The organism is Streptomyces sp. NBC_01142, assembly GCF_026341125.1.
GTDB lineage: Bacteria > Actinomycetota > Actinomycetes > Streptomycetales > Streptomycetaceae > Streptomyces.
Genome location: NZ_JAPEOR010000003.1, coordinates 373060 through 391852 on the forward strand (window position 1 = coordinate 373060; position 18793 = coordinate 391852).

General features: G+C 71.0%; 17 protein-coding genes and 1 pseudogene. 10 read left to right on the forward strand and 8 right to left on the reverse strand.

Annotated features, from left to right (window positions below; genetic code table 11):
• Positions 1-245: 245 nt before the first annotated feature.
• From OG883_RS35840 to OG883_RS35850, 3 genes are all read right to left on the reverse strand, one after another.
• Positions 246-854, reverse strand: coding sequence for a hypothetical protein (locus OG883_RS35840; protein WP_266550640.1), 609 nt, complete (start codon positions 852-854; stop codon positions 246-248).
• Between the two features lie 187 nt (positions 855-1041).
• A complete protein-coding gene (locus OG883_RS35845) occupies positions 1042-1866 on the reverse strand; it encodes an MOSC domain-containing protein (protein ID WP_266550643.1) in 825 nt (274 codons plus the stop codon).
• Positions 1867-1903: 37 nt separating this feature from the next.
• Entirely contained in the window at positions 1904-2362 is a 459-nt protein-coding gene (locus tag OG883_RS35850; RefSeq protein WP_266550646.1) for a DUF6643 family protein, read from the reverse strand.
• Positions 2363-2626: 264 nt separating this feature from the next.
• On the opposite strand from OG883_RS35850, the gene OG883_RS35855 reads away from it, so the two are divergent.
• Positions 2627-3910 carry a TerD family protein gene (locus OG883_RS35855; protein WP_266550649.1) on the forward strand — a complete coding sequence of 428 codons (1284 nt, stop codon included), beginning with the start codon at positions 2627-2629 and terminating at the stop codon, positions 3908-3910.
• A gap of 121 nt (positions 3911-4031) precedes the next feature.
• On the opposite strand, the gene OG883_RS35860 is transcribed toward OG883_RS35855, so the two are convergent.
• On the reverse strand, positions 4032-5204 hold the full coding sequence (locus OG883_RS35860; RefSeq protein WP_266550652.1) for a glycosyltransferase: 1173 nt from the start codon (positions 5202-5204) through the stop codon (positions 4032-4034).
• 58 nt (positions 5205-5262) lie between these two features.
• Here OG883_RS35860 and OG883_RS35865 point away from each other — a divergent pair, with 58 nt between their 5' ends.
• Together OG883_RS35865 and OG883_RS35870 are read left to right on the forward strand one after the other, a co-directional pair.
• Positions 5263-6048, forward strand: a complete 786-nt coding sequence (locus tag OG883_RS35865) for a glutamate racemase (protein ID WP_266550655.1) — start codon at positions 5263-5265, stop codon at positions 6046-6048.
• Positions 6049-6188: 140 nt separating this feature from the next.
• Positions 6189-6749 (forward strand): hypothetical protein, encoded by a 561-nt coding sequence (locus tag OG883_RS35870; protein ID WP_266550657.1) that lies wholly within the window; start codon positions 6189-6191, stop codon positions 6747-6749.
• 13 nt (positions 6750-6762) lie between these two features.
• Here OG883_RS35870 and OG883_RS35875 read toward each other — a convergent pair whose 3' ends face one another.
• On the reverse strand, positions 6763-7860 hold the full coding sequence (locus OG883_RS35875) for an O-antigen ligase (RefSeq protein WP_266550669.1): 1098 nt from the start codon (positions 7858-7860) through the stop codon (positions 6763-6765).
• Positions 7861-8054: 194 nt separating this feature from the next.
• Between OG883_RS35875 and lnt the strand changes: the two genes are divergently transcribed.
• The 4 genes from lnt to OG883_RS35895 all read left to right on the forward strand — a co-directional run bounded on the left by lnt (position 8055) and on the right by OG883_RS35895 (position 13149).
• The gene (gene lnt / locus OG883_RS35880) at positions 8055-9677 is read left to right on the forward strand and encodes an apolipoprotein N-acyltransferase (protein WP_266550678.1); all 1623 of its coding nucleotides are present in this window, start codon (positions 8055-8057) and stop codon (positions 9675-9677) included.
• A 10-nt stretch (positions 9678-9687) separates the two neighbouring features.
• Positions 9688-10170, forward strand: coding sequence for an NUDIX domain-containing protein (locus OG883_RS35885; RefSeq protein ID WP_266550680.1), 483 nt, complete (start codon positions 9688-9690; stop codon positions 10168-10170).
• A gap of 55 nt (positions 10171-10225) precedes the next feature.
• Positions 10226-11107, forward strand: coding sequence for a 3-hydroxybutyrate dehydrogenase (locus OG883_RS35890; RefSeq protein WP_266550682.1), 882 nt, complete (start codon positions 10226-10228; stop codon positions 11105-11107).
• A 119-nt stretch (positions 11108-11226) separates the two neighbouring features.
• A complete protein-coding gene (locus OG883_RS35895; protein WP_266550683.1) occupies positions 11227-13149 on the forward strand; it encodes a GAF domain-containing protein in 1923 nt (640 codons plus the stop codon).
• Between the two features lie 66 nt (positions 13150-13215).
• Here the strand turns inward: OG883_RS35895 and OG883_RS35900 are convergent, their stop codons facing one another.
• Positions 13216-14595, reverse strand: coding sequence for an MFS transporter (locus OG883_RS35900; protein ID WP_266550685.1), 1380 nt, complete (start codon positions 14593-14595; stop codon positions 13216-13218).
• 306 nt (positions 14596-14901) lie between these two features.
• Here OG883_RS35900 and OG883_RS35905 point away from each other — a divergent pair.
• Positions 14902-15304, forward strand: a pseudogene (locus OG883_RS35905) (hypothetical protein); the annotation flags it as partial.
• A gap of 122 nt (positions 15305-15426) precedes the next feature.
• Here OG883_RS35905 and OG883_RS35910 read toward each other — a convergent pair.
• Positions 15427-15969 (reverse strand): hypothetical protein, encoded by a 543-nt coding sequence (locus OG883_RS35910; RefSeq protein WP_266550687.1) that lies wholly within the window; start codon positions 15967-15969, stop codon positions 15427-15429.
• Positions 15970-16326: 357 nt separating this feature from the next.
• Here OG883_RS35910 and OG883_RS35915 point away from each other — a divergent pair, with 357 nt between their 5' ends.
• Positions 16327-16992 carry a response regulator transcription factor gene (locus OG883_RS35915; protein ID WP_266553122.1) on the forward strand — a complete coding sequence of 222 codons (666 nt, stop codon included), beginning with the start codon at positions 16327-16329 and terminating at the stop codon, positions 16990-16992.
• Positions 16989-18089 carry a sensor histidine kinase gene (locus OG883_RS35920; RefSeq protein ID WP_266550689.1) on the forward strand — a complete coding sequence of 367 codons (1101 nt, stop codon included), beginning with the start codon at positions 16989-16991 and terminating at the stop codon, positions 18087-18089. Before OG883_RS35915 ends, OG883_RS35920 begins: the two co-directional genes overlap by 4 nt.
• A 139-nt stretch (positions 18090-18228) precedes the next feature.
• On the opposite strand, the gene OG883_RS35925 is transcribed toward OG883_RS35920, so the two are convergent.
• Entirely contained in the window at positions 18229-18669 is a 441-nt protein-coding gene (locus OG883_RS35925) for a hypothetical protein (RefSeq protein WP_266550691.1), read from the reverse strand.
• Positions 18670-18793 lie beyond the last annotated feature (124 nt).

Genomic DNA, 18793 nt, shown 5'->3' on the forward strand with positions numbered 1-18793 from the left:
CTCCGGCCGCGTCTCTGAGAGGGACGCCCCCTTACCCCCGAGGGAGTCGCACCACCGTAGCGCGCGCGGAGAGCGTGAGTTGACGAGACGTGACGGGTTACCTGATGAGACGCTTGACGGTGGCCTGACGGAAACGCTGATCGCTCATCCGCCCGGTGAGCCGGCCGCCCGGTGAACCGGTCGACGCCCCGGTCAATGGACCGGTCAATGACGAGCCCGGTGAACGGGCATGGTGGCGCGGCGGGTCAGCTTCCCGCGCCCGTACGGCCCCAGTCGGGCCCCGCCTTGGCCCACGCCCGGTCCAGGTCTGCGTACCTTCGCCGTACGAGGTGCCATACGGCCAGCCGTCTGGCGCATTCGATGAACCAGGCGGACATGAGCGCGGCGCCGAACCCCGCGAGCACCGCGTGCACCTGGGCGGTCGTCTCGTCCAGCGGCCGGTTGACGATCCGGCCCGACCTGTCGGTCCAGAGTGTGAAGCTGTCACCGGCGCGCGCGGACTGCAGCACGGTGGAGACGGTTCCGGTGTGCCGACTGCCGTCGGCGGCCGTCCAGTTCGCCACGACCCGCAGTCGTTTCCCTTGCGTGGAGGTGGACTCGGAGTCGTACGCGCCCGACTCCGGCCCCGGGGCGTGGCGCACCACGGTGGCGATGGTCGCCACGCGTTGCTGGCGCTGGATGCGTGCCGACTGCCGCAGGGACTCGTCGGTCAGCGACCCGGTGACCCAGCCGACGGCCGGAGCGCCGCAGAAGACAAGCACTGCGGCGGCCAGCGCCACCCATGCCTCGAGGAGATCGGTCGTACGGCGCAGGGGATTGTGCCGCCAGCGCCAGATTCCTGCAACTGCTCGCACGGTCCTGCACCCCCTTCCGCGTCCGTCATAGCCGTGTACGGCACGGCACAAGCGCGGGTGGCACGAAGAGAGAGGAACGTCACCCCCTCCATTGAGCGCCTCACCCCGCGGTCTGTCCAACGCGACTGGTGGCGCACCGGGTTCCCCGGCCGGGGAGCGGGGCCGGTAGCGGCACGCGCCGACGGGATCAATCGACGACGGTGACAGCGTCCGAGACCCGGATGATGCCGGTCCGCTCCGGCACGAGCAATACGCCGAATGCCAGCCTGTCCCCGATGCGGCGGTGACGGGCAAGCGTACGCAAAGGCTCCTTGCCTCGCTCGGCAGTGCGCTGGTCGGTGGTGGTGACGACGCAGCGGCCACAGGGTTTCATCACCCGGAAGACGGCTTCGCCGATCGAGATCCGCCGCCATTCGTCCTCCGCCCAGGGGGCGACGCCACCCACGACGACGTTCGGCCGGAACCGGGACATGGGCAGGGGGCCCTCGTCGGCGTGGTCGCCCTGTGCGATGAGGGAGTTGAGTGCGTCGAGCGAGGAGAGGGTGGTGACGAGCAACGGAGACGAGTCGCCGAAGTTGACCGTCTCCCCGCTGCGGGCGTACGCAGGATCGAGGGGACGCCGGTGCGCCGGGTCGTCGAGGTGGACCAGCTGTACCTCCGCGCCGAGGTAGTCGCTGAACCAGGCGTTCACGGGTCTGCCGACGGGGACCGCCTCGACCTTGTCCCCGAAGACGTCCGTCGAGATCGTGCCCACCGGCTCGGGGACGGCGACGGTCAGCGGTTCATGACCGGGCGCCGTCAGCCGGATTCCGCCGTCCGGCAACGGCTCGGCACAGGCCAACGCCAGCCGCGGCTGCTGGCGTTGCGTGACCACCTTGGCCGAGGAGTCGATGAGCGTCCACCGACGGTCGCCGGCAAGGCCCCACGGCTCGACAGCCGCCTCGCCGGGCGCGCACCCAGCCACCGATTTGACCGGGTGGACATGGACGGAGTGAAGAACTGGCTTCGGCATAACGCCATGGTGCCAGTCGCCACCGACATCCTTCCGGTCAGTACCCCCGGCCCTGGTACGGGCGGTTGTACGGGTCTTCGTAGGAAGCGGGCGCCGGCGCGGGGCGGGCCGCCGCGGGACGCATCGCCTCGTAGCCGGTGGCAACGGGACGCTGCTGCTGGGCCTGGGGATGAGGTCCCGGGTAGCCACGTGGAACCGAGGACTGCTGGGGGACGTACGGCGCGGGCGTGTGCTGCATCGGCTGCTGCATCGGCTGCGGGTAGCCGTAGGCGGGACTGGGCTGGGAGGGACCCGCCGGGAGGGCGGGCATGGCCGCGGGGAGCGCCGGCAGATAGCTGTTGGCGGTGTAGCCGCCGGTGTCGTACGCGGAAGGCACTCGGATCGGGGCGATCTGAGGCGTGCCCCGCTCCGCGACCAAGGAGTCGTAGATCGGGGTGTCGGGGAACGCCGGCGCGGAGTAGTAACCGCCGCCGTAGGTGGCGCGGGGGGAGCTCATGGCACATAAGTTAAGCCCACGATGTGCCGGTTGGGGAGTCCGATAAGAGGGTTGTTTCCGCGGGCACGAGTGACTGCGGATCCCCAATGCGAGCGAACCTGGGAAAAACGGTCGCCGCGAAACGTTCAGATCGTGTAAAGGCCGAGCTGAGAGCGGGTTACCGAAGGGTTACCGGCGGGTCCCCCCGGGCGTCCGGTGTGCCGGGGGGAATAGGTTGACCGCACAGGGAGCCTTCCAGCACCCCGACTCGCGATGGGGGCGAGCATGTCCATGCTTAAAGGAGCCAATAGTCCGGTGCCGGCGCAGCAGGTGCGCGTCGAATTGGGATGGCGTTCGGGCCCCGGGGTGCCGGATGTCGACGCCTCGGCACTTCTCCTCGCGTCGGGCAAGGTCCGGTCCGACGCGGACTTCGTCTTCTACAACCAGCCGGCGCATGCCTCCGGCGCGGTACGCCACGAAGGGAAGCAGACCGGCGCGCAGGGTGTGACGGACCTGGTCGCGGTCGACCTCGCGCGCGTGGAGCCCGCGATCGAGACGATCGTGCTGGCGGCCTCGGCCGGCGCCGGCAGCTTCGGGCAGGTGCCCGGGCTGTACATCAGGGTGCTCGACGCGGACTCAGGTGCGGAGATCGCGCGGTACGACAGCCAGGACGCGACGGTTGAGACTGCTTTCGTCCTCGGTGAGCTCTACCGGCGGCAGGATGCCTGGAAGTTCCGGGCGGTGGGGCAGGGCTACAGCACCGGACTGGAGGGTCTGGCGACGGACTTCGGCATCACGGTCGACGAGCCGGCCACGCCGGTGCCCGCCGCGGCCCCGGCGCACCCCGCCGCCCCGCCGCAGCCCGCAGCTGCGGCCCCGGCCGCCCCGACGGCCTCGGCGCCGCCCCCGCCCGCTGCCGCTCCTTCGGCTCCCGTGCGCCTGACCAAGGTGACGCTGACGAAGGAGACCCCCTCCGTCTCCCTGACCAAGCAGGGCGGCACCTCCGGCGCCATGCGCGTCAACCTCAGCTGGCAGGTGCGCAAGCAGTTCCAGGGGTGGGGCGCCAAACTCGGCCGTGCCGTCGCCATGCACGCCGATCTCGACCTCGACCTGTGCGCGCTCTACGAACTCACCGACGGCCGCAAGGGCGTCGTCCAGGCCCTCGGCAACGCCTTCGGCGCACTCCATCAGCCCCCGTACATCCACCTCGACGGCGACGACCGCACCGGCGGCACGTCCGGCGAGAACCTCACCATCAACCTCGACCACACGAACGACCTGCGCCGCGTCGTCATCTTCGTGACCATCTACCAAGGCGCCCGCAGCTTCGCCGACCTGGACGCGACGGTCACCCTCCAGCCGCAGCACGGTGCCGCCATCGACTTCTCGCTCGGCGAATGCACCGTGCCCTCGACCGTCTGCTCGCTCGCGCTGATCACCAACACCGGATCCGACCTGGTGGTCCAGCGCGAGGCCCGTTTTCTGGTCCCCGAGCGCGGCGTCAGCCCGCAGCGCACCATGGACTACACCTACGGCTGGGGCATGAACTGGACGCCGGGCAGGAAGTGATACGCCGGACCGTGATGATGCGCCGGACGTGATGCGCCCGCACTGATGCGCGGGAACTGATGGGCGCGAACCGATGCCCGGGACGCGGTCCCGAGGCGTGAGTCGGGGGAGCGCAGGGCAGTCAGCGGTCGGGCGCGGCCTGAGGACGGGCGTACGTACGCCCCTTCCACGCCGCGCCCCGTCCGCGGTAGTGCTGCACCGCCGAATCGACGGTCATCAGCAGATAGAGCAGCGCGGTGAACGGCAGCAGGGGTGCGAGCAGCAGCGGCTGCCGGTAATGGCGCAGCATCGGCAGATACGTCCCCGTCATCACCGCCCACGCCAGCCCCCCGGCCCAGCCGGCGGCCGCATCATGGGCGGCCACACCGGCGCACAGGGTGACGGGCGGCGCGAGGTAGACCAGCGCGAGCCCCACCACCGTCCCGCCGAGCAGCAGGGGACTGTGCCGCAGCTGTGCGTACGCGCTGCGCGACACCATCCGCCACAGGTCCGCCAGCCGCGGATACGGCCGCACACTGTCCACCCGCTCCGCCAGCCCCAGCCAGAGGCTGCCTCCGGCGCGCTGCACCGCACGCGCCAGCGACACATCGTCGATCACCGCCTGCCGGATCGCATCGGGTACTCCCGCCCGCTCGGCGGTCTCCGCCCGCAGCAGCACACAGCCGCCGGCCGCGGCCGCCGTGCGCGCCTCCGGCCGGTTGACCCACCGGAAGGGGTAGAGCTGCGAGAAGAAGTAGACGAAGGCCGGCACCACCAGCCGCTCCCACGCGCTCGCGACCCGCAGTCGTGCCATCTGCGAGACGAGGTCGAGGTTGTGGGTACGGGCGGCGGCCACCAACTCGCGCAGGCTGTCCGGCTTGTGCGCGATATCGGCATCGGTCAGCAGCAGATACTCGGGCTCACGGGCCGATGCCAGCTCGATTCCGTGCCGCAGCGCCCAGAGCTTCCCGGTCCAGCCGGGCTCCGGCTCGCCGGGACGAACCACTCGCAGCGGCAGCCCGCCGTACCGCCCGGACAGCGCACGGGCGAGTTCCCCCGTGCCGTCGGTGCTGCCGTCGTCGACGAGAACGATCTCCGCCCGGCCGGGGTAGTCCTGCGCCAGCAGCGACGGCAGGCTGACCGGCAGCACCTCCGCCTCGTCCCTGGCGGGCACCACGACGGCGACATCCGGCCAGTCCGGCGGAGCCTCGCGCCGGGGCAACCGCTGGTCCGTACGCCAGAAGAAGCCCTGCCCGAGCAGCAGCCATCCCCAGGCGGCCAGCGATCCGACGGCGATCCAGGCAAGGACACTCATTCGCCGCAGTCTGCCCCACCCCGCCGGTGCCGCAAGGGCGGTCGACTATGGTGACCGGGTGAAGATCGCGCTCATGGACTCCGGAATCGGCCTGCTCCCGACGGCCGCCGCGGTACGTCGGCTGCGGCCCGACGCGGATCTCGTCCTCTCCTCCGACCCCGACGGCATGCCCTGGGGTCCGCGTACGCCGGACGGTATCGTCGAGCGCGCGCTCGCCGTGGCCCGCGCGGCCGCCACGCACGGCCCCGACGCGCTGATCGTCGCCTGCAACACCGCCTCGGTGCACGCTCTGCCCGCTCTGCGTGCGGAGCTGGAACCCGGGCTCGCGGTCATCGGCACGGTCCCCGCGATCAAGCCGGCATCGGCCGGCGGCGGCCCCATAGCCATCTGGGCCACGCCCGCCACCACCGGCAGCCCCTACCAGCGCGGCCTCATCCGGGACTTCGCTGGCTCGGTCGCCGTCACCGAAGTGCCCTGCCCCGGTCTCGCGGACGCCGTCGAGCAGGCGGACGAGAGCGCCATCGACCGTGCAGTGGCCGCAGCCGCCGCCCTCACGCCCCGCGATGTAAGGACCGTCGTCCTAGGCTGCACCCATTACGAGCTGGTCGCGGAACGCATCCGGGCGGCCCTACAGCCGCCGGGTCTTCCGCCGGTGGTGCTCCACGGCTCGGCCGGGGCGGTCGCCGCGCAGGCGCTGCGCCGCATCGGGACACTGCCGGGCTCCGGGGCGGCAGCGAACAGCCGCCTCACGGTGCTGCTCAGCGGACGCGAGTCCACACTGTCCGACAAGGCCCTCGGCTACGCGGAAGGCCGCCTGCTCCAGGCCGTCAGCCCTGCCCACTGACCCGTGCCACGCCGGACCGCGCCGTCGCCGTACGCCCGTTTCGTACGCCCGTTCCGGACGCCCTTTTCGTACGCCCGGACCGTGTGACCGGTGCGGCGGAGACCGTGCCGGGTGGGCGGATCGTCAGTACTCTGCTTGCCATGAGGGACCACTCCCGTGACGAGGGGCCTGCCACTGAGCCCCTGCCCGAGGTCTGGACCGGCCGTGCGACCAACCGTATCCAGTGGGTGCTCGCGGCGGCGGGCGGTGCCTGTCTGGCGCTCGGCATCGAGCTGGCTGTCGACTCCTCCTGGGCGTCGGGCATCGCACCGTTGCTGATGGCCGTGATCGGCTGTGTGGCGGCAGGTCTGCTGATGCTCTTCGGGACCCTCGCGTTCGTCCATGTGGCCGTCAAGGTCGACAGCGACACCCTCGAAGTGCGCTGCGGCCATCTGGGCGTGCCACGCCGCCGTATCCCCCTGGCCCATGTGGTGGGCGCCGAATTCGCACCCACGGTCAACCCACGGCACTGGGGCGGCTGGGGCTACCGCTGGCGCCCGGAGATGGGCACCGCCGTGGTCGTACGGCGCGGTGAGGGACTGGTCGTCCGACTGGGCGACGGCGTGACCTTCACCGTGACCGTGGACGACGCTGAAGCCGCCGTACGGGTCATCCGCGACCGGCTGCGGCGCGCGGCAATCGGCAAGCCGGCCGGGGCCTGACCTCCCGGCACCGCTACACCATGCGGCTGTCCGCCGCGGCGCCCTCGTCTGCGTCTGTGTGCCTGGGGGCGTGTGCCCGGAGCCCCATGGACCCCTCGCCCGCGGCACGGGCCGTCGCCAGCCCCGCGAGCAGCCCCGCGCCCGCCGTGACCGGGGTGAAGCTCAGCGCGTTGCCGACGCTCGCCAGGACCGCCAGCGCCGTCAGCGCGGCGCCGGCGCTCAGTACGACCGGGCTGGAGCGGGGCGAGCGCCCCAGACCGTAGAGCAGCCAGCCGAATGCCGCCCCGAGCAAGGCCACTCCCACCACTCCCTGCTCAGCGGCCTGCTGCAGGGTGGCCGAGTGCGGTTTGCCGTCCGAGCCCAGCGACTGCTGAGCGGTGGCGCTGAGCTCGCCGAAACGTCCGGGGCCCGCGCCCCGTAGCGGGTCGTCCTCGGCGAGAGCGAGCGCGTCCTGCCACAGAGCTACCCGGTTGTGGGTCAGCTGGCCCTCCAGGGATGCCGTGAGCCCCTCCGGCAGAGCGTCCTCGGCCACACCCCAGGACGCGGTGACCACCAGGGCGGTGGCCAGCGCGAGGCCCGCGAGACCCAGTGCCGGCCGGCGCATCCGGACCGCGGCGAGCGAGCAGAGCAGTACGCCGAGAGCGGCCGCGAACCCGGCGACGGACCCGAGCGCCAGCGCGGTGCAGGCGACCGCGAGAGCCAGCAGCCGAAGCGCGAGGCGAAGAGGCAGCGGACGGGCGGCGGAGGCGGCGCAGCAGGCGGCGCCCGCCGAGAGAACCAGGAGCGCGGCGGCCGCGCCCGTGTGCCCCGGCTGCGTCGCCGTGCCCGCGGTCGCGCCGGGCATGCCCTGGCGCGAGGCGATCGCCAGACCCAGCGCGGCGAGTGCGGCGGCCGAGGCCGTGGCAACCGGCAGCAGCGTGCCGCAGATGCGGCCGCAGGCGTAACCCGCGGCGATGGCGAACACGGCGAGCAGCACACCCTCGGGCCGGGCCTCACGCCCGGCCGCGCTGATCAGCGACCACACGGCGCAGGCGCTCAGGACGACGACGCCGATCACGTCGGGAGCGCGGCCGCGCTCCCGCGCCGCTGACCGGCCGTCCGGTGCAGCCATCCCGCCGACCCCCCGACCTGTGACGGGCCCTGCCGCAGCAGCCGAACCGGGTCGGGTGGCAGGGACTGGCGCACACGGTAACGGGAGAGACAGGGGTTTGTGGATGGATTGCGCAGGAACGCCGCGGCGGCCGATGCCGGGTTGACGCGGACCGGACTGCCAAAGGCACAGCCCACCGCCGTAGACTCCGGCAGGTGAGCGCCGCCGTCACCACCCTCGCCGCCCCCCAGCCCGCCCCTGCTGCCGGCCGGCCGCCTCTGCTGCGGCGGCTGGCGAGAGCCGGTGCCGCTGCGCTGTCCGGTGTGCTGCTCTTCGCGAGCTTCCCGCCACGCCCCCTGTGGTGGCTGGCGCTGCCCGCGTTCGCCCTGCTCGGCTGGGCGCTGTACGGACGCCGGCTGCGGTCGGCGTTCGGTCTCGGCTACCTCACCGGCCTCGGCTTCCTGCTGCCGCTGCTCACCTGGACGGGCGAGGAAGTCGGTGCGGTCCCGTGGGTGGCGCTGGCCGCACTGGAAGCGGTGTTCGTCGCCCTCGCCTGCATGGGCATCGCCGCGGTCACCCGGCTGCCCGCGTGGCCGGTGTGGGGCGCTGCCGCGTGGATCGTCGGCGAGGCCGCACGCGCGCGTGTGCCCTTCGGCGGCTTCCCCTGGGGCAAGATCGCCTTCGGGCAGGCGGACGGCGTCTTCCTGCCGCTCGCGGCGGTGGGCGGGACGCCGCTGCTCAGTTTCGCGGTGGCCCTGTGCGGCTTCGGCCTGTACGAGAGTGTCCGCCGGGTCCTGAAATACCGGCGTACCGGTGAGCTGCCGCGGAGTCCCGCGGCCGCCGCGCTGCTGAGCGTGCTCGTTCCCGTCACGGCGGCACTCGCCGCCCTTCCGCTCGTCGACGACTCCGCCGAGGACGGCACCGCGACCGTCGCCGCGATCCAGGGCAATGTGCCGCGGCTGGGGCTCGACTTCAACTCCCAGCGCCGCGCGGTCCTGGACAACCACGCCGGCCGTACCGAGCAGCTCGCCGAGGATGTGAAGGCGGGCAAGGTGGCCAAGCCGGACTTCGTGCTGTGGCCGGAGAACTCCTCCGACCTCGACCCGTACCGCAACGGTGACGCCCGGCTGGTCATCGACCAGGCGGTCAAGGCGATCGGCGTGCCGACCGTCGTCGGCGCCGTGGTCACCCCCGAGACGGGCAAGCTCCGCAACACTCTGATCGAGTGGGACCCCGCGCGGGGCCCCGTCGACACCTACGACAAGCGCCATGTCCAGCCGTTCGGCGAGTACATCCCGATGCGGTCCGTGGTGCGCGTCTTCAACTCGAACGTCGACCGGGTGAGCCGGGACTTCGGGCCGGGGCACAAAGTGGGTGTGTTCGACCTGGCGGGCACCAAGGTCGGGCTGGTCACCTGCTTCGAGGCGGCGTTCGACGACGCGGCGCGGGACACCGTCACGCACGGCGCCCAGCTCATCTCCGTACCCAGCAACAACGCGACCTTCGGGCGCAGCGAGATGACGTACCAGCAGTTGGCGATGTCGCGGGTGCGGGCTGTCGAGCACGGCCGGTCCGTCGTTGTTCCCGTCACCAGCGGGGTCAGCGCGGTCATCATGCCGGACGGGAAGATCGTCCAGAGGACGAAGATGTTCACGCCGGACGCGCTGGTCGCGAAGGTGCCGCTGCGCTCCTCGCTCACCCCGGCGACCCGGCTCGGAGTCTGGCCCGAATCGGTGCTGGTGGCGCTTGGCGCGGCTGGTCTGGGCTGGGCCGCCGCCCGGGCCGTACGCGCCCGCCGGCAGCAGCGGGAGCAGGGAGTGGCGGCCGACGCCGGTTAGGGTCGGGTGTATGGCAACCCCTGACTTCATCCGCGAGATCCGGGCCACCGCCGGGCACCAGCTTCTGCTGCTGCCGGGCGTCAGCGCTGTCGTCTTCGACGACGAGGGACGGGTGTTGCTGGGGAAACGTGCCGACACCGGCAAGTGGTCGATCATCGGCGGGATTCCGGAGCCGGGGGAGCAGCCGGCTGTGACGGCCGTGCGTGAGGTGTACGAGGAGACCGCGGTCCGCTGTGTCGCGGAGCGGGTCGTGCTCGTCCAGGCATTGCGGAAGCCGGTCACCTATCCCAACGGCGATCAGTGCCAGTACATGGACATCGCCTTCCGCTGCCGGGCGGTGGGCGGCGAGGCGAGCGTCAATGACGACGAGTCGCTCGAGGTGGGGTGGTTCTCCGTGGACGCGCTGCCGGAGCTCAAGGAGTTCTCGCTGTTCCGGATCAAGCAGTCGCTGACCGAGGGACCGGCATGGTTCGAACCCACCACTGATCAGTGAAGTATGGGTGGTGACCACATCGGTGCGAGGGTGATCACTGCCTAGGGTGCCAAGCATGACCGCCCCCACCACATCAGGCCCTGCTGCCCGAGGTCTCGCACCCCGGGGCCTTGCATCGCAGGGTCTCGCATCGCCGGGTCTCGCGCCCGAAGGCAGCTCCGCGCGCCGGCCCGTCGCCCTCGACCTCGCCGGCCGCACCGCACTCGTCACCGGCGCTGCGGGCGGCATCGGCCGCGCCTGTGCGCTGCGGCTGGCGGCCGCCGGGGCGAAGGTCAGGGCAGTGGACCGGGACGCCAAGGGCCTGGAAGCCCTCACCGTGGACACCCAGGATCTGGCCGGAGCCCTCGAACCGCAGGTTCTGGACCTGACCGACCTCGACGCGGCCGAGGCGGCCGCCGCCGGGGCGGACATTCTGGTCAACAATGCGGGGCTGCAACTGGTCCGGCCCATCGAGGAGTTCCCCCCCGACGTCTTCCACACCGTGCTCACCGTGATGCTGGAGGCACCGTTCCGGCTGATCAGGGGCGCGCTGCCGCATATGTACGCGCAGGGGTGGGGCCGCATCGTCAACATCTCCTCCGTGCACGGGTTGCGCGCCTCCGCTTTCAAGTCCGCCTATGTGGCCGCCAAACACGGTCTCGAGGGGCTCTCCAAGACCGCGGCCCTCGAAGGCGCGCCGCACGGAGTGACGTCTGTCTGTGTCAATCCCGGCTATGTGCGTACGCCGCTGGTCGAGAAGCAGATCGCGGACCAGGCCGCGGCCCACTCCGTGGCCGAGGACCGGGTACTGGTCGACGTACTGCTCAAGGACTCCGCCATCAAGCGGCTCATCGAGCCGGAGGAGGTCGCAGAGGCGGTGCTGTACCTCTGCACCCCGCAGGCCTCCTTCATCACCGGCACCTCGATCGCCCTGGACGGCGGCTGGACCGCCCACTGACCGCCCAGCCGGCCGGCCGCTGACTGCCCCACCGGCCGCCCGCTCCGTCCGTTGTCCACAATGGCTTCGTTGTCCACAGGGCTGGTGCGACGACCCGTACGGCAGGTAATCCTGTGTCCATGTCCCATGAACAGGCCTCCTACCTGGAGCTCCTCGCCCGCGGTGCCGCCGCCGAGGCGTACGACCGGCCGGTGCTGCTCGCCGGCGCGAGCGGCGCCGGACCGGAGACGCTCGCCTCGCTCGAGGAAGCCAAGCAGCTCGCGCTGCGGGTGCGCGCCGAGCTGGAGGGGCGGCGCCGGCGCGAGGCCGAGCTCTCCGCGCTCTTCGAGACCGCGCACGACCTGGCCGGTCTGCGCGATCTCGACGCCGTACTCCGGGCGATCGTGCAGCGTGCCCGCTCGCTGCTGGGCACGGAGGTCGCCTATCTGAGCCTCAACGACCCGGCGGCGGGCGACACCTATATGCGGGTCACCGAAGGGTCGGTTTCGGCACGCTTCCAGCAGCTGCGGCTGGGAATGGGGGAGGGGCTCGGCGGCCTCGTCGCCCAGACCGCCCGTCCGTACGTCACCGACAGCTACTTCGACGACGCCCGCTTCGAGCACACGAGAACGATCGACACGGCCGTCAGCGACGAGGGCCTGGTCGCCATCCTGGGAGTGCCGCTGATGCTCGGCAGCCAGGTCATCGGTGTCCTGTTCGCCGCCGACCGCCGCGCACGGGTCTTCGAACGGGAACAGGTCGCACTGCTCGGCTCCTTCGCCGCACATGCCGCCGTCGCCATCGACACCGCGAACCTGCTGGCGGAGACCCGTTCGGCACTGGCCGAACTGGAGCGGGCCAATGAGATCATCCGGGACCACAGCGGAGTCATCGAGCGTGCCTCCGAAGTGCATGACAGGCTGACCGAAGTGGTGCTGCGCGGCGGAGGTGTCCACGATGTGGCCGCCGCGCTCTCCGAAGTCCTGGACGGCACGGTCGAGTTCACGGACACCGGCCTCGAGGCGGCCGACGTCGCCGACGGTCGTGCGATACGGCACGGAGACGACTGGGTGGCAGCCGTCTCGGCCGGCGGCGAACTGCTCGGCGCCCTGGTACTGCGCGGCCGACTGGAGCTCGATCCGGTCGACCGGCGCACCCTGGAGCGCGCGGCCATGGTCACCTCACTGCTGCTGCTCGCCAGACGGTCCGCCCACGACGCCGAACAGCGGGTGCGGGGTGAACTGCTCGACGATCTGCTCGACGCACCCGACCGGGACCCCCGGCTGCTCCGGGAACGGGCAGCCCGGCTCGGGGCCGATCTGGATGCACCGCATGTGGTGCTGGCCGCCCGGATCGACGGATCCGGTACGGACGGCGCGTACCGTGGTACCGCCGAAGGGGGCGGCGCCGAACGGGGAACTGTCGAACGGGAGACCGCGGACCGCCGGCGGCTGTGGTCCGCCGCCTCGCACCTGGCCGCGACCCGCTCGGGTCTGGCCGCCGCCCGCGACGGCGGCACCGTACTGCTGCTGCCGCTCGGCCCCGGCGACAGCGCGGCCGACCTCGCCCGCCAGGCCGCGAGACAACTGGGCGGCACGCTCAGGGAGTTGGTCACCGTCGGTGCGTCCTCCCCGGTCACCGCACCCGCCGGTGACCCGGGCCCGATAGCCGAGGCGTACGCGCAGGCACGGCGCTGCCTCGACGCCCTGCGGCTGCTCGGCCGCTCAGGGCAGGGCGCGGCGGCGCAGGACCTGGGCTTCCTCGGTCTGCTGCTCGCCGATCCGGGTGATGCCGACGGCTTTGTACAGCGCACGATAGGCGAGGTCGTCGCCTACGACCGGCGGCGCGGCACGGACCTGATCCACACACTCGACGCCTACTTCGCGAGCGGTATGAGCCCGGCCCGTACGAAGGACGATCTGCACGTCCATGTGAACACGGTGGCCCAGCGGCTGGAGCGCATCGGGCGCCTGCTCGGCCCCGACTGGCAGTCACCGGCCAGATCGCTCGAGATCCAGCTCGCGCTGCGCCTGCACGCGATGTCGGCGGCCGTCGCGCGCTGAAAGGTGCCACGGCGGCGGACCGCGCGGACCCCTGCCGGACCGCGCGGTCCGTACTTCCTGGTTCCGTCAGGCAGTTCGGGCGTCGGCCGACTGGGCGGGCACGTCCCTCACCGGCTCCGCCGCTACAGCGTTCAGGTCCCGGTGACGGGTCTCCTGGGCACAGACGATGGCCACCACGGTGAGCAGCGCCGCTGCCATGACGTAGAGGGCGATCGGCGTGGACGAGCCGTAGTCGGCGAGCAGCGCGGTCGCGATCAACGGCGCGGGCGCCCCGGCCGCGACCGAGGAGAACTGCGCACCGATGGAGGCCCCGGAGTAGCGCATGCGCGTCGCGAACATCTCGGAGAAGAAGGCCGCCTGCGGCGCGTACATCGCCCCGTGCAGGACGAGCCCCACCGTCACGGCGAGCAGCAGACTGCCGAAGCTCCCGGTGTCGATGAGCGCGAAGAACGGGAACATCCAGGCGCCGACGCCCACCGCGCCGATGAGATACACCGGCCTGCGCCCGATCCGGTCCGACAGGGCGCCCCACGCAGGGATCACCGCGAAGTGCACGGCAGAGGCGATGAGTACGGCATTGAGGGCGGTCTGCTTGCTCAGCTCCACCTCGGTCGTCGCGTACACCAGGATGAATGCGGTGATGACGTAGTAACTGATGTTCTCGGCCATCCGCGCGCCCATGGCGACCAGCACATCGCGCCAGTGGTGGCGCAGCACGGCGACGATCGGCATCTTCTCGGCCTGCCCGGCTGCCGCCCTGCGTTCCTCGGCCTGCGCCAACGCCGCCTTGAAGACCGGGGATTCATCGACAGAGAGACGAATCCACAAGCCGACGATCACCAGTACACCGGAGAGCAGGAACGGTATGCGCCAGCCCCATGAGGTGAATGCGGCGTCGGACATCAGCGCGGTGAGGGCGGAGAGCACCCCGGTCGCGAGCAACTGTCCGGCGGGCGCGCCGGTCTGCGGCCAGGACGCCCAGAAGCCGCGCCGCTCGGCATCACCGTGCTCCGACACCAGCAGCACGGCCCCGCCCCACTCCCCGCCGAGGGCAAACCCCTGCACCAGCCGCAACACGGTGAGCAGCACGGGCGCGGCGGATCCGACGGTGGCATGCGTCGGCAGCAGTCCGATCGCGAAGGTGGCCCCGCCCATCAGCAGCAGACTCAGCACGAGCAGCTTCTTGCGGCCGAGCCGGTCGCCGTAGTGCCCGAAGACGAGCGCCCCGAGCGGCCGCGCGGCGAACCCGACGGCGTACGTCAGGAACGACAACAAGGTCCCGACGAGCGGGTCGGAGTCGGGAAAGAACAGCTTGTTGAAGACCAGCGCCGCGGCCGATCCGTACAGAAAGAAGTCGTACCACTCGATGGTGGTGCCGATCAGGCTCGCGGCGACGATGCGCTTGAGTGAACTGGGAGCTGGTGGAGCGGATGCGGGGGCGGCCATGGACACCACTTCCGGACGGTTGCGGGGACGTTTGTGTGTCGCCACACCGTAGGAAGGCGCAGGTCAGGGGCACATGTGGTGGGGCACCACAGTTTAGGGTGCCGGTGTGCACGCAACCACCATGGGTGCGCTGCCGGTGCCACTGATCGGGCCCGCGCCGCGACGCCTGCTGCCGCGGCGAACCGGACCGCGAGGCCCCCGCCGTGAAGTCCCGGCCGAGCGGCGCTGATCGATCCGGACCACGCCGGTCCCGCGCTCGGTGCGGGCGCACCGGTATGGCGCGTTCCCGATCACGGTGCTGGACGAGCGGATCAGATGGGCGACCTCGGGTTCCTGCCACAGGTATCGGAAATCCTGGACCAGGTCCGCCCCGACGGGCAGCGGCTGCTGTTTTCGGCCACGCTGGACCGCAACATCGATCAGCTGGTATGGAGCTACCTGCGCGGCCCGGTGCTCGCCTCGGTCGACAGGGCGGCGGGTTCGGTCACCACGATGGAGCACGCCGGGATCCGGCCGACTGTCACACAGGTGCGCTCCGGTGAGGAGAAGCTGACCACCATCACCGGGGCGAAGCGCCCGCCGATCGGGGGGAGGACCAGCAGCACAACGCCCCTTCCGTGGCCTCGGCACCCGTCCGGGCCGCCCCGCGAAGGAGTCCCGCAAAGCCGCCGAAGCCCGCGCAGCGGCCCGGGTACGCAAGGGTCGCTGACGCCGGACGAACCTGCCGGAGCGGGGACGTGGCGGGCGGCCTTGTGTGAAGGCACCGCCCGAGCGGAACGCCTCGACAGCACCGGCACCGGCCGATCTGTGTTCTGGACGTCTCGCTGCTGGTCAGCGGTTGCTTGCAGTCCCAGTCGACCGTGTCCGCCAGGACCGGGGGGGCGGGCACCGTAGCCGGTCCGGTCCGTAATAGGTCTGCTTCGGCCTCATTGAGTAGTACAGGTAGTTCCGCTCGGCGGTCTCGGTGCCGGACCGGGCGTGCACGGCGCGCCAGTACCTGGGGCCTTCGCCAGGGGCGTCGCCGTCCGGGTAGAGCACGATGCCCATGACGCCGTGCATGGCTGCACTCTCTTCGGTCATGTAGATGACGTCGGCGCCTTCCCGGTAGTCGATGATGCGTGCCCAGAACGGCCCGTGCAGGCCGAGCGCCCTGGGCAGTTCCAGGTGGCTGTCGATGAACTCGTCACCGCTGATCATCCCGTCGTGGGCGAACGGCGCCTCCGCCGCCATGTACGGCATGGCGAACATCTCGCCTCGGCTTCTGGCGTGGAGGAAGTCCGCGGCTTCCAGCAGGGTCAGTCTTTCGAGCGACCGCGTCTGGAGAGACCGCGAGGTCTGCAACTCCTTGGGGGCGTATGCGCCGCAGTCAGTCATGGAGACACCTGCCAGTTCCGGCGAATCGTTCCGTGTCCCGCTCCGTGGGCGTTGCCTGCCGCCGACCGGTCGATCAGGCGGGCGGGTGTGGTGGCGGCATGCAGTATGTATGCCAGTGGTCCGGCGCGGGCCCAGGACCTTGACGGCGACGGAGGGTATGGCCGGTGATCCGTCGTGCGTCATATGGTCAAGAGTCGGGGAAGCTGCCCGTTTCAACCATCCGGCAGGTGTCCGGAACCACCCCCGCCGACTGGCTGGCGCAGCTCGCCGCCCGGCCGGATTCGGTGTCGGGCACCCGCAGGGCGTCCCTCCGCGTGGTACGAATCGGACAGTGGTCCGATGGCGAGTGGAGCCCGTGTGATCCGGGTATTGGTGGTCGACGATGAGGCCTTGATCCGTACCGGTTTCCAGCGCATCCTCGATGCGGCGGACGGTATCGAGGTCGTGGCTGCGGTCCCCGGTGGCCAGGCGGTCCGGACGGCCCAGGAGGTACGTCCCGACGTGGTGCTGCTGGACATCCGGATGCCGGACGTGGACGGACTCACCGTCCTGGCCGGCCTCCGTCGGCTGCCGCACCCTCCGGTCGTGGCCATGCTCACGACGTTCGACATGGACGAGTACGTGGCAAAGGCACTTCGCTCCGGTGCCGCCGGCTTCCTGCTCAAGGACACCGACCCCGAGGAGCTTCCCTTCCTGGTGCGGGCCCTGGCCGAAGGCGGCACCGTACTGTCGTCCAAGGTCACGCGGACGGTCGTGGACGGCTACCTCGAAGCAGGCTCGCAGGAACCCGCTGCCCGCGGTCTCGACCGGCTGACCGACCGCGAGCGGGACGTACTCGTCCTCATCGCCGAGGGACTGTCGAACACCGACATCGCCGCGCGGATGCACCTGAGCACCGGCACGGTCAAAGACCATGTGAGCGCCATCCTCACCAAGCTGGAGGTGGGCAGCCGTGTCCAGGCCGCCCTGCTCGCCGAGCGGGCGGGACTTCTCAAGCCGATGCGGGACCAGGAGGGGGAATGACCCCCCGCCGCCTGCCCGCCCCGCTGCTGGACGCCGCCCTCGTCGGAGTCTCGCTGCTCGATGTCTGGGCCAACGTCGGCACGAACGAGCCGCTACGCCTGGCCTGCGCCCTGGCAGCTGCCCTCTGTCTTGTGTTGCGCCGTCGCCTGCCGCTGCTGACTTTCCTGATCACCCTGCCCGCAGTCCTGCTCTCCGACGCGGTCTTCGCCGCGCTGGCCGCGCTGTACACACTGGCCTCCCTCACCCACCGGCGGACCCTCCTCACTTTGTGTGCGGTGGCATTCACGATCAGTGACATCACCTCGTGGCCGGCACCGCACTTCGACCTGCGCACCTCGACTTTGATCACTCTGGGGTACACCGGGGCGACGGCGGGGGCGGCCGTCTTTCTCGGTCAGCTCGTCCAGACCCGGCGTGACCTGTCGTTGCGGATCGCGGAGATCTCCGAGGCGCGTGACCACGAGCGGCTGCTGACCGACCAGACCGTGCTGGCCGGGGAACGCGCGCAGCTCGCCCGGGAGATGCATGACGTGGTCTCCCACCAGGTCAGCCTGATTGCGGTGCGGGCCGGAGCGCTCCAGGTCGGCACCCGGGACGCCGAGGTCAGGGAAGCCGCAGCCACGATCCGGCGGCTGAGCGTACAGACCCTGGACGAACTGCGGCACATGGTCAGCGTCCTGCGTGCCTCCGGCGGCCGCCCCACGGAGCTGACCCCGCAACCGTCCCTGGCCGACCTGCGGCAACTGGTCGACAACAGCGGCATCGAGGCCGAGCTGCAGGCGGACCTCCCCAGCGGCCTCCCCCCGACCGTCCAGCGCGCCATCTACCGCACCGTCCAGGAAGCACTGACCAACGTACGCAAACACGCACCCGGCGCCACCACGACGATTCGCATGTCCCACGAGGGCGGCACCGTCCGGGTCACGGTCACCAATACCGCACCGACCCGGCGCGCTCTCCCTCTCCCCAGTGCGCACTACGGTCTGGTCGGCCTGCGTCAGCGCGCCGCGCTCCTCGGTGGGACCGTCGTCTCCGGCCCCACGGCCGACGGCGGGTACGAACTTCGCCTGGAGCTTCCGGAAATGGGCACGTCGTGACCAGGTGGCACCATCTGGCTCGTGGCTCGTGGCTCGTGGCTCGTGGCGGCTCTGGCGTCATGCCGAGAAGGCACCATGTGACCATGGCGCCGACACCGACCACCGGCGCCGAGATCCCCGGCCCAGGGCCTGGGAGTCGTCAGTCCCAGAGTGTGTACGTCACTTCCCGCTCCGTCTGCGCAGGCCTGCCGTCGGTGTAGGTGAGTTGCATCCGGGTGAAGTGCTGGAGCTCAGGATGCTTCTTCCATGTCGCTGGACGGTCGAGCCGCACGGTGACGGGGTAGGAGTGGAATGTGCCCGCGGCGCAGTAGGGCTGACAGTCGTTCACCACGTCGAGTCCGCCGGCCACCGCGGACGTCGGGCCCCAACTGGACCACTGAAGCTCGGTGAGGCGGTTGTTGCCGTCCCCGCAGGCGAGCAGGAAGTCGGCCGGGCGTACTTGTGGTTTCCAGAAACAGTCGACGGCTATCACGTGAGCGGGCGAGGGTGACACTGCGGAAGCGGATGCCGGTACTCCTGCTGTCGCGAGCGCTGCGGCAGCACACAGCATGACCGCTGTTCTGAGCTTGTTCCGCTGCATGCCGGCTCCTCAGCTGCCTCTTTTCGAGCCCATGTGGCTCTGCGTGTACACCTGACCCGACCCCCGCGCTGCGCGTCAGGAGCTGCCGTCGCTGGTGGTGGCGTCTTCCTTTCAGGGTTGTTCC

Bases quoted from the DNA above. Each gene is read 5' to 3' on its own strand.
- OG883_RS35845 (WP_266550643.1), bottom strand. From the start codon at position 1,866: ATGCCGAAGCCAGTTCTTCACTCCGTCCATGTCCACCCGGTCAAATCG.
- OG883_RS35850 (WP_266550646.1), bottom strand. From the start codon at position 2,362: ATGAGCTCCCCCCGCGCCACCTACGGCGGCGGTTACTACTCCGCGCCG.
- OG883_RS35855 (WP_266550649.1), top strand. From the start codon at position 2,627: ATGTCCATGCTTAAAGGAGCCAATAGTCCGGTGCCGGCGCAGCAGGTG.
- OG883_RS35860 (WP_266550652.1), bottom strand. From the start codon at position 5,204: ATGAGTGTCCTTGCCTGGATCGCCGTCGGATCGCTGGCCGCCTGGGGA.
- OG883_RS35870 (WP_266550657.1), top strand. From the start codon at position 6,189: ATGAGGGACCACTCCCGTGACGAGGGGCCTGCCACTGAGCCCCTGCCC.
- OG883_RS35875 (WP_266550669.1), bottom strand. From the start codon at position 7,860: ATGGCTGCACCGGACGGCCGGTCAGCGGCGCGGGAGCGCGGCCGCGCT.
- OG883_RS35885 (WP_266550680.1), top strand. From the start codon at position 9,688: ATGGCAACCCCTGACTTCATCCGCGAGATCCGGGCCACCGCCGGGCAC.
- OG883_RS35890 (WP_266550682.1), top strand. From the start codon at position 10,226: ATGACCGCCCCCACCACATCAGGCCCTGCTGCCCGAGGTCTCGCACCC.
- OG883_RS35895 (WP_266550683.1), top strand. From the start codon at position 11,227: ATGTCCCATGAACAGGCCTCCTACCTGGAGCTCCTCGCCCGCGGTGCC.
- OG883_RS35900 (WP_266550685.1), bottom strand. From the start codon at position 14,595: ATGGCCGCCCCCGCATCCGCTCCACCAGCTCCCAGTTCACTCAAGCGC.
- OG883_RS35910 (WP_266550687.1), bottom strand. From the start codon at position 15,969: ATGACTGACTGCGGCGCATACGCCCCCAAGGAGTTGCAGACCTCGCGG.
- OG883_RS35920 (WP_266550689.1), top strand. From the start codon at position 16,989: ATGACCCCCCGCCGCCTGCCCGCCCCGCTGCTGGACGCCGCCCTCGTC.
- OG883_RS35925 (WP_266550691.1), bottom strand. From the start codon at position 18,669: ATGCAGCGGAACAAGCTCAGAACAGCGGTCATGCTGTGTGCTGCCGCA.